Source organism: Paenibacillus flagellatus, assembly GCF_003217775.1.
In the GTDB taxonomy this organism is placed as follows: Bacteria; Bacillota; Bacilli; order Paenibacillales; family NBRC-103111; genus Paenibacillus_AB; species Paenibacillus_AB flagellatus.
On record NZ_QJVJ01000017.1, the window covers coordinates 121907 to 137168 of the forward strand.

The following is a 15262-nucleotide window of genomic DNA, read 5'->3' on the forward strand; positions in this document are numbered from 1 at the left end:
CGAGGGGGTATCCGCATGTCCGTCCCTATTACATCCCGTCAATTCGTCGAAATCCGGGTCGGCACCGAACGGCTCGCCCTGCATATTCAGGACATCCACGAGATCATTCGCGTCCAGCCGCTCACCGAGGTGCCGAACAGCAAGCCGTACTTGATCGGCGTCATCAACCTGCGCGGCAAAGTCGCGCCCATCGTCAGTCTGCGCAAACGGTTCGGCCTGCCGGAGGCGGCCGACACGAAGGCGACGCGGATCGTCGTCGTCAACTATCAGGAATCGATGGTCGGCTTGATCGTCGACCAGGTGTACCAAGTAACGTCGTTCGAGGAGATCCAGCCTCCTCCGGAACGAACCGGCGGCACGGACCACGGCTTCATCGAGGGGATCGGCAAGTCGGGCGACGAGCTCGTCAGCATTTTGAAGCTGGACCGGATTTTGCAATAAAGGCACGCGCATCAGGACATTGGCATCGAGAGGAGGGCGGCTTTCATGACCGATCCGAACATGTCCGCGTATTTGGGCATTCTTATGGACGAGTTGGACGAGCAGCTGCAAATATTGAACGAGCAACTATTGGAATTGGAGCACGACGGCTCCAACATGGAGACGATCCAGCGCATTTTCCGGGCGGCCCATACGCTGAAAGGCTCTTCCGCCGCCATGGGGTTCGAGCATCTGAAGGAATTGACGCACGCGATCGAAAACGTGTTCGATAAAATCCGCAACCGCCAGCTGTCGGTCAGCTCCGAGCTCGTGACGGTGCTGTTCCGGGCGATCGACTATATCAAGGTGCTGAAAATCGCCATCATCGAGGAACGTCAGAGCGAGACCGACATCTCCCCGTTCATCCGCATGCTCGACGAAGCGGAGCACGCCTCCGCCGCCTCGTCCGGAGACGCGACCGCGGCGCCCCACGAGGCTTCGGCGCCCGCCGGGCATGCATGGAGTCCCGACATCCGCGGCGCGTTGCAGCCGTATTGGAACGACGGCTTCGACGTGTATTCGCTGCGCATCGCGCTCCAGCCCGACGCGGAGATGAAGCAGGCGCGCATCATGATCATCTGCAACGGCTTGGACGAATCCGGGCATGTGCTGGCGATGTCGCCCGAGGCGGATGCGAACGCGCAGGACGCCGTCTCCGAATACCGCATCCTGTTCGCGACGAAGCGGGACGAGGAGACGCTGTCGGGGGCGCTGCGGCTGGCGTCCCAAATCGATTCGTTCGATATCGGGCGGCTCGACCGGGACCGGGCGGAAGCGGCGGAAGCCGTCGCGGAGCCGCCCGCCGAGACGCCGCCGTCCGCCGACGTGCCGGCGCTGGGGCTGTCCGCGGAATACGGGCAGGAAGCGTGCGACCCGGCCTCCGCCGCCCCGGAGGAAGCCGGCAAGACGAAGGCGGAAGCGTCGAAGGTCAAGGTGAATCCGACGGTCCGGGTCGACGTCGACCGGCTGGAGAAGCTGCTCAACTTCGTCGGCGAGCTCATTATCGACAACACCCGCCTGCTCGAGGTGAAAAACCGGCTCACCCAGCAGTTCAAAGACCATAGCGACATCGCCGTGCTGAACGACATCAGCAACCATCTGAGCCGCGTCGTCAGCGAGCTGCAGGAAGGGATGATGAAGACGCGGATGCTCCCGATCGAGCAGCTGTTCAACCGGTTCCCGCGCATGCTGCGCGACGTGGCGCTGCAGGCCGGCAAAGAAATCGACTTCGTCATGGAAGGCAAGGAGACGGAGCTCGACCGGACGCTCATCGAAGAAATCAGCGACCCGCTCATCCATATTTTGCGCAACGCCGCCGACCACGGCATCGAAAGCCCGGAGGAGCGCGAGCGGCTCGGCAAGCCGAGGAAGGGCAAGCTGATCCTGAAGGCGTCGCACCAGGAAAACCAGATCGTCATCTCGATCGCCGACGACGGCCGCGGCATCGATCCGCAGAAGATCAAGCAGGCGTCCATCCGCAAAGGGTTCATTACGCCCGAGGAAGCGAGCCGGATGACCGACAAGGAGCTTGTCTTCCTCATCTTCCATTCGGGCATGTCGACGGCCGACAAGGTGACGGAGCTGTCCGGCCGCGGCGTCGGCATGGACATCGTCCGCTCGCACATCGAGAAGCTGAACGGCGTCATCGACATCGATACGTCCCCGGGAGAAGGGACGGTGTTCACGATCAAGCTGCCGCTCACGCTGGCGATCATCCGCTCGCTGCTCGTGAAGCTCGGCCAGAGCACGTTCGCCATCCCGCTCGTCAACGTCCTCGAGATCGTCCGGCTGCAGCCGCAGGAAATCCAGACGATTCAGGGCCGCGAAGTGTGCGTCATCCGCGGCACCGTGTTCCCGCTCGTGCGGATGCACCGCCGGCTCCGCCTCGACGAGCCCCGGGACGACGCGCGGGACCGCCGCATGTTCGTCGTCGTCCTCGGCATCGCGGACAAGCGGGTTTGTCTCGTCGTCGACAAGACGCTCGGCAATCAGGAGATCGTCATCAAGTCGCTCGGCCGGTTCGTCGGGGACGTCCCGTACATTTCCGGCTCGACGATTCTCGGGAACGGCAACGTCGCGCTCATCCTCGACGTCGGCTCGGTCGTCAAGGAGGAAGGCTCCCTCCTGCTGTCCAAGGAACAGGACGCCCAGCAGAAGCAGCTCGTCCGCTCGAGGGAATGCCAGCTGGTGACGTTCCGGCTCGGTACGGAGCATTTCGCGCTCGACATTGCGAAGGTGAAAGAAATCATTACGGTGCCGGCCATCACGAAGATGGTCGACGCCCCCGCCAACATGCTCGGCATGATCAATTTGCGCGGCGCGGTGCTGCCGGTATTCGACTTGCGCCAAAGCTTCGGCTTCCCCGGCGGGGAGCCGACGACCCGCTCGCGCATTATCGTCATCGAGGCGGGAAGCCGGGACGTCGGCATCCTGATCGATCAGGTGACCGAGGTCGTCAAGGTGCAGCAGAGCGACATCGAGGCGGCGCCGGATCATTCCGCGAGACACGACGGTAAGCTGATCCAGGGCATCTACAAGCAGAACGACTCGTTCATCGTCGTCCTGAACATCGATTATGCGCTGCGCACGGAGGAGCTGGCGGCGTACTGACAATATTTACGCGTTGTCCGAACGGCGTCCTTTTTGCACAATGGAGATAGACTACATACTTCTCCGCGGAAAGGACATAGCGATCATGACCGTTCGTACTCGCCTTCGTTGGATGGCGGCCGCAACGGCCGCCTTTTTGCTGTGGGGCGCGGGAGCTTCGGCAGACGCCTCGCGCTTCCAAATGTCGTATCTGTATACCGGGAAAACGTCCGATTACGTGCGGTTTGTCGACCGGACGGACGGCGCCCTGCAAGTCGTCTCCCCGAGCTACTTCGACCTGAACGCCGACGGAAGCTTGCAGGTTACCGGCAAAATCGACCGGGCGTTCGTCGACGACATGCACGAACGCGGCTTGAAGGTCGTCCCTTTCTTAAGCAACCATTGGGACCGCCAAGTCGGGCTTGCCGCCTTGGCCGGACGCGACGCGCTGGTCGCACAGCTCGTGCAGGCGATCGAGTCGTACGGCTTGGACGGCGTCAACGTCGATATCGAGAACGTGACGGAAACGTCTCGGGACGATTATACCGATTTGGTAAAGAAGCTTCGTGAGGCGCTCCCGGCCGGCAAGGAAGTGTCGGTCGCCGTCAGCGCCAACCCGCAGGGGTGGACGAAGGGATGGCACGGCTCCTACGATTACGCCGCGCTGGCCCGAACCAGCGACTATTTGATGATCATGGCCTACGACGAGACGTCCATCGGCGACACGACGCCCGGCCCCGTGGCGAGTCTCGCCTTCGTCGAGCAGTCGATCCGCTACGCGCTGAAGGCCGCTCCGGCCGACCGGCTCGTCCTCGGCTTGCCGTTCTACGGACGGTTCTGGAAGACGGACGGCACGATCAACGGAGACGGCATCGCGAACGGCGACGTGGACCGGCTGGTCGCCCGCTACGGCGGGTCGACCTCCTACGATGCGGCAAGCGAGTCGGCCGTCAGCACCTTCACGATCCGGGACGGCGATCCGCTTCCGGTCGTCGGCTACAAGACGTTGACGCCGGGTACATACGTCATCTGGCACGAGGACGAGCGGTCGATGAAGAAGAAGCTGGAGCTGATCGACCGGTACGGGCTGAAAGGAGCCGGCAGCTGGAGCCTCGGCCAGGAGCAGCCCGGCCTGTGGGACTTTATGACGCTGTGGGTGAACGGCGCGACGTTCGAGGACGCGGAGGCGCATTGGGCGCGCAACGCGATCGCCTCCGTGGCGGCGCGCGGCTGGATGAACGGCACCGCGCCGAACCGGTTCGCGCCCGAGCTCGCGCTGACGCGGGCGCAGGCGGCCGCCATCCTGGCGCGTGCGCTGGCGCCGGGCGGGACGTCCGCCGCCGGAAGCGGCGCGGCCGCCTTCGCCGACGTGCCCGCGACGCACTGGGCGTACCGCGAGATCGCGGCCGCCAAGCAGGCCGGCATCGTCGACGGCGTGGGCGCCGACACGTTCGCGCCGGACGCGGCGGTGACGCGCGAGCAGATGGCGGCCATGCTGGCCCGCGCGCTGCATGTGACGGCGTCGCCGGCGGCCGTGAACGCGTTCGCGGACGTCCGCCGGGACGGCTGGGCGTATCCGTACGTCCTCGCCCTCGCCGAGCAGGGCGCCCTGCAGGGCTACGAGCCCGGCCTGTTCCGTCCGGCCTATCCGATCCTCCGGTCGCAGATGGCGGCTCTGATGGACCGTCTCGCGCCTCTGGTCGACAAGCGCGCTTGAGCGGCCGGCCTGTTCCCCGCAGCGACAAGAGGCATGACAAAAAAACGCAAGCCCGTTACGCGGCCTGCGTTTTTTTGTCGGCGTTTTTGCCCATACCCCTTACAAGACGCGTTTCGCGCCTATGTATTTCGGCCCCCAATAGGAGCTCCAGATCGAGTCGATGCGAACGCCGCGGGATGTCGTCGCCGAGATGAACTGGCCTTCGCCCATGTAGATGCCGACATGCGTCGTCACCCGTCCGATGTTGAAAAAGACGAGATCGCCCGGCTGCAGCCCGGTTACCGTCCGGCCGGCCGTATCGTACATCGAGCGGGACGTTCTCGGCAGGTCGACGCCGAGGCCGTCGAACACGTAATTGACGAACCCGGAGCAGTCGAAGCCGTCCGGCGTCGTTCCGCCCCAAACGTACGGCACGCCGATCATCGTCTTCGCGGCGTCGAGCAGCTTCGCGGACGGCGCGGGCTCGGGAGCCGGCACCGGCTTGTACCAGGCCGGGGAATGATACTTGCCGTCCTGGCATACGATCGCGATGCCGTTGTCGTTGTCCCACTGCACCATATAGCCGAACGATTCCGACACGACCCGCAGCGGCACGTAAACCGTCCCGTCGCGGAACTGGGCTCCGGTCGGCACGGTCATCTTTTTGCCGTCCACCCGCACCTCGTTCGTGCCGGTTTTCAGCTCGATCGTCTTCCGCTTCGCGTCCTGCAGCGCCACTTCCACGCCGTCGCCCTCCATGCTCCAATCCATCCGGTAGCCCATCGCTTCGAAAACCGGCCGGACCGGCACGAGCGTCTGGCCCTGCCCGTCGATGTACGGCTGCGCTTCGGGGAAGGCGACCAGCTTGTCGTTGATCTGGATTTTCACATCCGGACCGGCGGAGTCCGCAGACGCCGTCGCTCCGTGTGCGGCCGAGGCGGACAGCCAAACGGCGCATGACAAAACAACCGTTTTCAGCAAACGTTTCAAAGCGTTGTTCCCTCCTGGTGCCTCCGAGGTTAGTTGACGGGTTAGGGAAGAGGATGCTCCCTTATCCGATCGCGCGTCTCCTTACGCGCCGCCGGACATTCACCCCATGGAAATCGTCCCCCGTACCGGGCATTCGGCATACCCGGATTCGGCCTGATTTGGTTTTGATACTGGTTTAGCCTAGCACAGCATCCCTGTCGCTTCAACCCCCAGAAAACGGCACCTTTGTACGAAAAGAAAACTCCCGGAACGCGAAGCTCCGGGAGCGAAAATAGGAACGCTCATTTTTTTCGGTTCAACAATTCGGTCGGAACTTCCGGCTTATGTATGAGCAAAGCCGATTGCGGAGTGACGAACACGGTGGCGACGACGGTCAGAATACCCGAGATCCATTGGGCCGCGTAACGCTTGATCATTGACTCTCACCTCCTTCTCATCGGAATAAGGAGCAGGGCTTGTACGAAAAACGCTTTGGCCAACGATTCCGAGCCGATCGCGAAGTTGGTGCATACGATCAAGACGGAGATCAGCTTGAACCACGGCTTATGCCCTTCCGACACTTGAATCTGATTCTCCACCTTCGTCGGCGCGAGCAGCGCCGCGAGCGCCGCGCTCGCGATCGTGAGCCGCATCGTCCAATCCGGTACGGACAGATGGGGAAGCGCCGAGATGATCGCCGTCGAGAAGACGACGCAGGCGTCGGACGACTTCAAGTGGAAGCCCCCGGAGAAAAAACGCAGGACGACGAATCCGGCCAGCACGACGGCCGTCTCGGCCAGCCTGCCGGTCGCCCATCCGATCGCGAGACAAAGCGCGACCGTGGCCAGCGCGTTCAGCAGCAAAATGAGCGAGAACCGCATGACCGCCACGCTGGCCGTACGCTCCGGATTGGCCCGCTTCAGCGATTCGGCCATGCGGCCGGCCATCGAATCGATCATGACGGCAGCCCCCGTTTCGGATTTAATGTTGCCTCGACTTCAAACGATCGTACTTCTCGTTGATTTCCCGCTTGTTCTTCTTGTACGTAACGACCAGTCCCACGACCGAGATCAGCAGAACGGCGGCGAGAACGGCAAGGATGTTCGTATTCTCCGCGAACGAGATGACCGTAAGCTGGATCGCCCCGATCCCCGCGAGCAGCAGAGACAGCAGGAACAGGTTGTACGCCCGGGTGCTGCTCGAGAACGTAATCCGCTTCTGGATGAACATGAAGCCCAGCTTGCGTCGGGTCATCCAGAACACGATCCCGAGCACGACGAGCGAGGAAACGGCTTGCAGCAGCGACCCTTGGAACAGCGACGCCTGCATCTCCTCGAACGTCGTCCAGCCGGTCGCGATGATCAGAATCGCGAGCAGAGGCTGGATGACGGCATAAGCCAAATAACCGAACATGCAGATGACGGCGGCGAACATCAGCTGAATATTGAACAGAAACGAAACCAGCAGTATGTAGGCGACGATCATGGCCAGTACGGCCGTTTCTCCCACTCCGACATAATCCCGCTGGTACAGGGAGATGAGCGTGACCACTACGGAGACGACCGCGATTTTCCACACGCTATACCGAATCGGCAGGCGGAACAACGAGAACGACAGCATGACGATAGAGAAAAATTCCAACGTCCCGAACAGAAGCTTGACCGATTCCGTAATGATGGCGACCACCCCATGTTTTATCTATCCGATCTACTAATATTATACGACAAGAGTCGTCAAAAGTCCTTCGGCTTTTGGTTCCAGTCCGGTTTTTCGTGCGATAGCCGAGCTTGAACCGCAAGCGAACGCCAAAAAGCCCGTCCCGCCTGGCGGACGGGATCGGACTTCGACAGATCGGCCGGCTTCGACGCGCCGGGAGGGGCCTCGGCTTTATCCGGCTTCGCGATGAGGACATGGCTCCAAGTAAAAGGCGACGGCGCCCGGCTCGTTCGCCGCCCGCACGATCATGCCGTGACGGTCCGCGATTTGCTTGACGATGGCGAGGCCTAGGCCGAATTGGCCATTCTCGCCCGTGCGGAACGGCTCGAACAAACTTTCGGCCTCCCTTTCGTCCAGCGGCGGTCCGTCGTTGGCGATCCGGATATCGGGCTGCGACTCCCCGGTTCCCGGCTTTGCCGCGATGCGGATCGTCGACTGCGCGAAGCGAAGCTGGTTGTCGAGCAGGTTCTCGATCGCGACGCTCCACTGCTCCGCATCGCCGACCAGCCTCGCTTCTTCCGCGACGTCGAGCTCCCAGACCACGTCCGGCCGCCTGCAGCGGAGCCGCTCCACCGCATCCTCGACAACGGGCTTGACGGCGAACGGCCGGAACGTCTTCTCCCGCGTCGACATGAACTCCAGCTTGTTCAGCAGCAGCAGGTCGCGGACGCGGCGCTCGAGCCGTTCGGCTTCCTTCATCATGACGCCGAGACTGCCCCGCAGCGTCCCCTTCGGGAAGATGCCGTCCTGAATCGACTGCAGATAGCTGCGGATGACCATGACCGGCGTCTTCAGCTCGTGCGAGACGTTTTGCAAAAAAAACTGCTGCGCCTTGTCCTGCCGCACGAGCCGCTGCCGCATCGATTCGATCGCCGACGCCAGCCGGCCGATCTCGTCGTTCCGGCCGCCGGTCTCGAGCGGGTCGTGCCAATCCCGCTCGGCGAGGCGTCCGACGTGCCGCTCCATCTGCACGAGCGGCCGCGTCCAATATCGCGCCAGCGCCAGGCACGGCAGCCAGCAGACGACGATCAGCCCGACCATCAGCAGGACGAGCCGGCCGTACATCGTATTGACCAGATCGTTGCGGTAATTGCCCCAGGCGTAAGAAACGATATAGCTCATTCCCCCGTTGGCCGCATCCGTCTCTTTGCGGATGACGTAAAACATCGTCGTATCGCCGATGGCGAGCGAATATTTCCCGATAGGTCCGGCCTGTACGGCGGCGTTGTGCTCGATGACGGACGCGAACGATTCGGGGGGCCGGTCGGGCGGCGCCGCTGCGCCTTCCGCCGCCGATAGGCTCGAGGAGGCGCCGATGATGAAATGGCGAACCGCCGGCATCGTTTGCGCCGACAGGACCGGCCCCGCCTCCAAGCGGGGAGGCGGACCTCCCGCCTCGCTTTCGATCCGCTCGGCGATGACGGCCGGAGACGATGCGACCGTAATCGCTTCGGAGTCGTTCCCGACGATGATCGAGACGACGTTCCCGGCGGGCTCCGCCGGGACGCCGGGTGCCGGTGCGGCCTTCCACGCGGTTTGCACGTTCGCTTGGGAGTCGGCCAAAATGCCGTAAATTTGGTCGGTAAAAAAATCTTTCAGCAGCCACGGCAGCAGAGCCGCCAGCATGGCGAACAAAAACAGCGTCAGGACGGCGAACGTCCCCCACAGCTTGACGGCCAGCGGCCAGCGTCCCCATCTCATCCCCGCACCATCCTGTATCCGTAGCCGTATACGGTTTCCAGACGCATGTCCGGCATTTTGCGGCGAAGCCGCCTCACCATGTCGTCCACCACCCGATCGGATCCGAAGTAATCGATGCCCCACACCGCACCCAGCACTTGCTCCCGGCTCAACAATTGGCCCGCATGCGCGGCCAAATAGCGCAGCAGCTCGAATTCCTTGGCCGTCAGCTCGACCGGCCGGCCGTCCCCGTCGGTCACCGTTCTTGCCTGTACGTCGACCGCATAAGGCGGCACGGCCAGCTTGATCGGCCGCCCCGCGAGCCCCGGCTCGTCGTCCGTCCTCGTCCCGTACACCCGCTCGAGCAGCTTGCGCATGCGTACGATCAGCTCCCGCGGCAGGAAGGGCTTGGCCAAATAGTCGTCGCTGCCGAGCTCCAGCCCGACGATCCGGTCGATGTCCGCATCTCGCGCCGAAATGAATATAACCGGCATTTGCGGCCGGTCCGCCTTGATTTCGCGCACGAGCCGGTAACCGTCCGTTCCGCCGGGAAGCATGATGTCGAGCACCCACAAATCCGGCCGCTCCGGGATGGCGGCCAGAGCGGCGGCGCCGTCCCCGAACTGCCGGACGCGCCAGCCCTCCTTCTCCATATAAGCGGCCAGCAGCCCGCTCAAGTCCGCTTCGTCCTCGACCAAATGAATGCGATACATGGTCCGGCTCCTCCGTTTGTTCGTTCGTTTATGCGTCCGTAACGGACGAAAGCAAACCGGGTCCATGAAGCTCGTCCCGGTTTGCGTCCGCGTCCGCTCGTTTACGCGTCGTCTTCGTTCTTCGTCGCGCTCTCCGTCGAATCGCTCGACGGAAGCTTGGCCAGCCGCTCCTTCAACTCCGCCGTCTGCTTGCGGTAATCGTCCAACAGCTGCGGCAGCAGGTCGCGGATCGCTTGCGCGTCGCCGGCTTCGACCGCCTCGCTCAGCTTGATCTGCCGGGCGATCGGGGCCGGCGGCTCTTTGTCCATTATAGCAGGAACGGCCTCGACCGCATTCGATTTTTCGAACCGGATCTCCCCGACTCCCTTCTCCCGGGTGCCCGCTTCGGGAAGCGGCTGCAGCTTGTGCTCGACGATCGGCTTCTTCATCTCGTCGGCCGGTTGAAGCTCCTTGATGTCCGATACGTGTACGCTAATCGGCTCGGCCTTCGGAATCGTCGCCTCCACCTGCTTGCGCTCCTCGAGCGCTTGTCCCCAGGCCGCTGCCAAGTCGGGCGCGTATGCGTCCACGAGCAGCTTCCAGTAATGGCGCTGATGCGCCGGTGTCATCATCAGCCCCGAATCCGGGCCGAATACGGCGATCGTCATCGCTCCGCCCTCCACCGTAGCCGCGGCGACCGTAACCGCCGATGCCGCGAGGGTCGCTTGCTCCTTGGTATCCTCCGCGTACGCGGAGCCTCCGATGCCGGCAATCGCGCCGACCGCCAGCATCGCCGTCAGAGCCAGCTTGCCCGCTCTCGCCTGCGCCCGCTCGTTCCAACCTTTGATCATTTTCCGATCCACTCGCTTTCTTTTATCATTTTGTCGGGATTGGATTCGAACGCGTTCTTCCTCCTCCACGTGATTTATCGTAACCGGGAAATACGGCCAATCTGTCGCCGCATTGTGGGAAATTATGTGATGGCCGCCTACGGTCCGCCGAACGGCGAAAAGCCGCCTCCCGAAGGAAGCGGCCCCGCTGTTTCGTTATCTGTCACGGCGTCTGCGCCCCGCCGGCCTGCTGCTCGAACAGCTTTACGATTTCCACGATGAGATGCGTCGCTTGCAGCATCGTGTCGACCGATACGTACTCGTATCGGCCGTGGTAATTCTCGCCCCCGGTGAACAGGTTGGGCGTCGGCAGCCCCATGTACGACAGCTGGGAGCCGTCGGTTCCGCCGCGAATCGGCTGCACGACCGGCTCGATGCCCAAATTCGCCATCGCTCGGCGGGCGACGTCGACCACTTCCGGCGTTTGCTCGATTCGCTCGCGCATGTTGTAATACTGGTCTTTGATGTCAAGCACGATGCGGTCTTCTCCGTACACCGCCTTCAGCTCGTCGACGATCGCCGCCAGCCGGGCTTTCCTTCCTTCGAACCGGTTCCGGTCGAAATCCCGGATGAGGTAATGCAGCTTCGTCTCGTCGACGTCGCCCTGGATCGACACCAGGTGAAAAAATCCTTCGTATCCTTCCGTATGCTCGGGCGCCTCTCCGGCGGGCAGCCGGCCGTTGATTTCCATCGCGATTTTCGCGGCGTTGATCATTTTGCCCTTGGCCGAGCCCGGATGGACGATTTTGCCTTTGCACGTGATGCGGGCGGCCGCCGCGTTGAAGCTTTCGTACTGCAGCTCGCCCAAAGGTCCGCCGTCCATCGTATAGGCGTATTGGGCTCCGAAGGCGGCCACGTCGAACCGGTGCGGCCCCCGGCCGATCTCTTCGTCCGGCGTGAAGGCGACGCGAACTTTCCCCCGCTTGATCTCCGGGTGCCGGATCAAGTAGGCCATCGCCGTCACGATCTCGGCCATGCCGGCTTTGTCGTCGGCGCCGAGCAGCGTCGTGCCGTCGGTCGTCACGAGCGTATGGCCGGCGTATCCGGCGAGCTCCGGAAAGTCCCGCGGAGACAGCACGATGCCGAGCGGCCCGTTCAGCACGATGTCGCCGCCGTCGTACCTCTCCACCAGCTGCGGTTTGACGCCCGCACCGGTGAAATCGGTCGCCGTGTCGAGATGGGCGAGGAACCCGATCGTCGGCACCGGCTTGTCCGTATTGGCCGGAAGCGTCGCCATGACGTAGCCGTTATCGTCCATCGTCACGTCCTCCAAGCCGATCTCCTTCAACTCCTCGACCAGCATCCGGCCGAGCGTCAGCTGCCCGGGCGTGGACGGACACGTCTCGCTGCTTTCGTCGGACTGGGTGTCCACTTGCACGTATCGGGTGAACCGCTCAATGATCTCTTTCTTCATGTCGCTCATCTCCTTTCGTCCATTGTACTGCAACGGACTCCGGATTGAAAATGCGGCCGACGGCGGGCGTCACGCCGAAAACTCAAGCGAGCGACGGCTCGCTCGAGTCCGGTCCGGTCGTGCATGGATGAGCGCACACCGATTTTCTTCGTCATTCCGAAACGCCAGGCCGCCGCAGCGGAATAAGAAGGAGCCGTCCAAGCCCGGCAGGGTTTCGGACGGCTCCGCCTTACGAAATCAGGAACAAATGCTCGGGCGTAGGCGTCACGGTTTGCAGCGCCTGCCCGATCTGTCCGGGCTGGGAAGCGGCGACGGGCAGCCCGGGAGCCGGAGTGCCCCCGCCGTTCCCCCCGTTGCCGCCGCAGGCGCCACCGCCGCCGCCCGCGGTGACGATGCCGGTTACGCCCGGAGCGTTACCGCCTCCCGTCCCTCCGTTGACTTGGAGCGTTCCCGCTACGACGGGAGCGTGGACGGAAATCAAATGCACGATACCGCCGGAGCCTCCTCCGCCTCCGCCTTCCCCGTCGCCCCCGTCGCCGTCCCAGCCGTCCGCTCCGCGGCCGCCGTTCGCCGTTATCGTGCCGTCGACGGTCAAGGGGCCTCTCGCGGCCATGACGATGATCCCGCCCGCGCCCCCGCCGCTGCCCGCGATACCCGCTCCCGCCAGCTGCGGGTTCGTACCGTCGTTGCCGTTGGCGGCGACCAGCGCGCCGGCGCCGATATGGATCGCGCCACCGGCAAGCAGGACGAGCGCGCCGCCTCCTTCTCCTCCGCCGCCCAGCAGGACGCGGCTCCCCGCTCCGCCGGCCGCCGCCTTGGGCAGCGTAATCTGCGACGCCTGCAGCGGGCCGAGGCCGATTCCGCCGCTAAACGGCCCCGCCTCCGCGATCGATACGCCGGGATTCGGCGAGCCGTTGCCGGAATCCGCACCGCCCGCGAGAACGTGGACGGCACCGGTAATCAGGATGTTTCCCGATGCTTGCAGCACGATGCCGCTCGGGAGGATCAGGGTGCCCTCGATCCGGATTTCGGAAAATTGCAGGTTGAACCCGGCCGGCAGAGCGGCGAGACCGGCCAATGTGTTCAAGTCCAACGTTTGCCCGACGGGGACGTGAAGGAGGCCCGCCGAGCCGTCCCCGAACAGGCCCGTATCGCTCTCGGAACCCGGAGGGCCCTGTACGCCTTGCGGACCTTGCGGACCCGGCAATCCCGCAGGGCCTTGGGGTCCCGCCGGGCCACGAAGCCCTCGAAGCCTAACGATCCTCACCTTTCTTGCTTTTCTTTTCACCGCACATCCCGCTTTTCGCCGGACCACGATCTTTTTTCGAAAACGGCGCTTTTTGAAGATACAAACCGACATTCCGTCCCAACCTCCTTTCCGCTGCTCGAACCCATTGTATGCGGGGCCGGGCAGACATGTAGGGGGCAAGAGACTAGGGGAAGCCCTTTTGGACCGCACAAAAAAAAGGCCATTCTCCGTTGGGATCGGAGTGATGGCCGTTATCGGGGAGCCGTCTCAGGTGTCCGGGCGCGGCGGGAAGATGCCTTCCAGCGCGATGCAGTAGTTGCCTACCAAAAAGGGCTGCATGTTGTTATGCGGCTGATTGCCTCCGGTTGAAGACAAAGCCGCGCCGCTCATCGGGATGCCGCCGGAGTCGGTATACGCGAGGTTTTCGGCTCTCGCCCAGACGCGTCCGGTCGGCAGTACGGTGTTGGCCGGATCGGAGCTCGCGATCGCCTGGTGCGTGTGGCCGGGCATTTCGGCGACGGTCAGTACGTGCGCGGCCTCGCCTCCGGATAAACCGAGCGGAAAGCCGGGCCCTTGACCGAGGGCCGTCCGGCCTCTCAGATCGGGAACCGCGAAATGCGTCGTGCCGTTGCCGCCGTAGGTCGTCCCGATCAACGAATACAAAGCCGTATGCTGGCTAATCGGGAGCAATTGCCCGTCGCATACGGCCCACCGCAACGGAGCGAATCCGAACGCGAACAGACGAATTTCGCCGATAAAAGGGTCCGCCATATCGTTTCATCCCCCTTCCCTGTTGTGATTTAGACGCGGCATGCTCATCCGGGAATCGGCGTTCCCCGCCTCCATTCCATCGCGACGTACGCTTCGTCCCCGCTTACGGTGCGAAAGCCGAGACGATCGTAAAGCCTAAGGGCGCGATTGGCGCGAAGCACATGAAGCGTCAGCGGCTTGCCGCACACCGCGGCAACGGCCTGCCACCGCCTCAACAGCGCCGTCCCGATCCGCAAGCCCCTGTATGGCGGCAATAGGGAGATGTCGATCACCCGAATCTCGTCGGGGCCTTCTTCCGTCAGGATCCGTCCCGCCTTCGACCCGTCGCATCGAATGATCCGGCATTCGGCATGCGGGTATTGCAGCCGATAGGCGCGCTGCTGACACTGGAATTGCTGCAGCAAAAAGGCTTCCCGCTCCCGGTCGCCCCACCCCCATGCCTCCGCTTCCTCTGTACGCGTACTGCCGTACAATTCGAAAAGGAACGCTTCGTCTTCCGACGTCGCCGACGCCGTCTCGATCGTTGCGTCCGTCATCCGCCCCTCCTCCCTCCGCTTCCTCGTATTATCATACTGGCGTCCTGCGGCGTTGGTGAGCGGAGCGGGCACCGGCCTACCCGGACGGGGCATAAAAAAAGACCGCCCGCAGGCGGCTTCTTCTATGCTCGTCGGCAAACGGCGCTTGCGGGCTCGGCGGAGGAGATCGCCGACCGTGTCGGCCGAACCCGCGCGGCTGCTCGACAGTGGCCAAGGCGAGGCGCGATCCGAACCGCCCCGAATCCGGCGCAGTTGACCGGATCGCTCCTCGTGGACCGCCACGGGGGCCGGAGCCTTCCCTTGGCGATGCGGCACCGACGGCTCCGTCCGCGTAGTTCGCGAGCGTTGCGAACGTCGGACCGTTCGTGGAACGGTTACGGACGGCGAACCGATAGACGGAAAACATCCCCCTATTTCGGACGATGGGGCTGCAGCCGGGCATTTAAGCGGAAATCTGCAGCTAGAATAAAAAGTGGACACTTCGTAACGTTAACCGGATAATAGTCATCAAAAATGTAGAGGTGTCCGTGATGGGGAAAATCAGGCAGCGTTACAACGATGAATTCAAGATGAAGACGGT

The 15262-nt window shown here is 63.2% G+C and carries 14 protein-coding genes and 1 riboswitch; of the genes, 3 read left to right on the forward strand and 11 right to left on the reverse strand.

Annotated features, from left to right (window positions below; genetic code table 11):
- The first annotated feature begins 15 nt into the window (after positions 1-15).
- From DLM86_RS28610 to DLM86_RS28620, 3 genes are all read left to right on the forward strand, one after another.
- Complete coding sequence (locus DLM86_RS28610) at positions 16-441, forward strand: chemotaxis protein CheW (protein ID WP_110843471.1); 426 nt, start codon at positions 16-18, stop codon at positions 439-441.
- A gap of 45 nt (positions 442-486) precedes the next feature.
- Positions 487-3090 carry a chemotaxis protein CheW gene (locus DLM86_RS28615; RefSeq protein ID WP_110843472.1) on the forward strand — a complete coding sequence of 868 codons (2604 nt, stop codon included), beginning with the start codon at positions 487-489 and terminating at the stop codon, positions 3088-3090.
- A gap of 85 nt (positions 3091-3175) precedes the next feature.
- Entirely contained in the window at positions 3176-4786 is a 1611-nt protein-coding gene (locus DLM86_RS28620) for an S-layer homology domain-containing protein (protein WP_158289705.1), read from the forward strand.
- A 99-nt stretch (positions 4787-4885) separates the two neighbouring features.
- Here the strand turns inward: DLM86_RS28620 and DLM86_RS28625 are convergent, their stop codons facing one another.
- The 11 genes from DLM86_RS28625 to DLM86_RS28670 all read right to left on the reverse strand — a co-directional run bounded on the left by DLM86_RS28625 (position 4886) and on the right by DLM86_RS28670 (position 14682).
- Positions 4886-5755 carry a C40 family peptidase gene (locus DLM86_RS28625; RefSeq protein ID WP_245954983.1) on the reverse strand — a complete coding sequence of 290 codons (870 nt, stop codon included), beginning with the start codon at positions 5753-5755 and terminating at the stop codon, positions 4886-4888.
- A 4-nt stretch (positions 5756-5759) separates the two neighbouring features.
- Positions 5760-5919, reverse strand: a riboswitch (cyclic di-AMP (ydaO/yuaA leader).
- A 117-nt stretch (positions 5920-6036) separates the two neighbouring features.
- Positions 6037-6171: an AgrD family cyclic lactone autoinducer peptide gene (locus tag DLM86_RS31850; protein WP_146250322.1), complete on the reverse strand. Its 135-nt coding sequence runs from the start codon at positions 6169-6171 to the stop codon at positions 6037-6039.
- A 6-nt stretch (positions 6172-6177) separates the two neighbouring features.
- Positions 6178-6693, reverse strand: a complete 516-nt coding sequence (locus DLM86_RS28630) for an accessory gene regulator ArgB-like protein (protein ID WP_110843474.1) — start codon at positions 6691-6693, stop codon at positions 6178-6180.
- Positions 6694-6715: 22 nt separating this feature from the next.
- Positions 6716-7420 carry a hypothetical protein gene (locus DLM86_RS28635; protein WP_110843475.1) on the reverse strand — a complete coding sequence of 235 codons (705 nt, stop codon included), beginning with the start codon at positions 7418-7420 and terminating at the stop codon, positions 6716-6718.
- 201 nt (positions 7421-7621) lie between these two features.
- Complete coding sequence (locus DLM86_RS28640) at positions 7622-9151, reverse strand: sensor histidine kinase (protein ID WP_110843476.1); 1530 nt, start codon at positions 9149-9151, stop codon at positions 7622-7624.
- Positions 9148-9843: a response regulator transcription factor gene (locus tag DLM86_RS28645; protein ID WP_110843477.1), complete on the reverse strand. Its 696-nt coding sequence runs from the start codon at positions 9841-9843 to the stop codon at positions 9148-9150. Before DLM86_RS28645 ends, DLM86_RS28640 begins: the two co-directional genes overlap by 4 nt.
- Positions 9844-9944: 101 nt before the next feature.
- On the reverse strand, positions 9945-10673 hold the full coding sequence (locus tag DLM86_RS28650) for a hypothetical protein (protein ID WP_110843478.1): 729 nt from the start codon (positions 10671-10673) through the stop codon (positions 9945-9947).
- Positions 10674-10875: 202 nt separating this feature from the next.
- Complete coding sequence (pepT, locus tag DLM86_RS28655) at positions 10876-12126, reverse strand: peptidase T (protein WP_110843479.1); 1251 nt, start codon at positions 12124-12126, stop codon at positions 10876-10878.
- 229 nt (positions 12127-12355) lie between these two features.
- Positions 12356-13213 (reverse strand): hypothetical protein, encoded by an 858-nt coding sequence (locus DLM86_RS28660; RefSeq protein ID WP_146250323.1) that lies wholly within the window; start codon positions 13211-13213, stop codon positions 12356-12358.
- 429 nt (positions 13214-13642) lie between these two features.
- Positions 13643-14146 (reverse strand): phage tail protein, encoded by a 504-nt coding sequence (locus tag DLM86_RS28665; protein WP_110843481.1) that lies wholly within the window; start codon positions 14144-14146, stop codon positions 13643-13645.
- A gap of 44 nt (positions 14147-14190) precedes the next feature.
- Positions 14191-14682 (reverse strand): GNAT family N-acetyltransferase, encoded by a 492-nt coding sequence (locus tag DLM86_RS28670; protein ID WP_158289706.1) that lies wholly within the window; start codon positions 14680-14682, stop codon positions 14191-14193.
- Positions 14683-15262 lie beyond the last annotated feature (580 nt).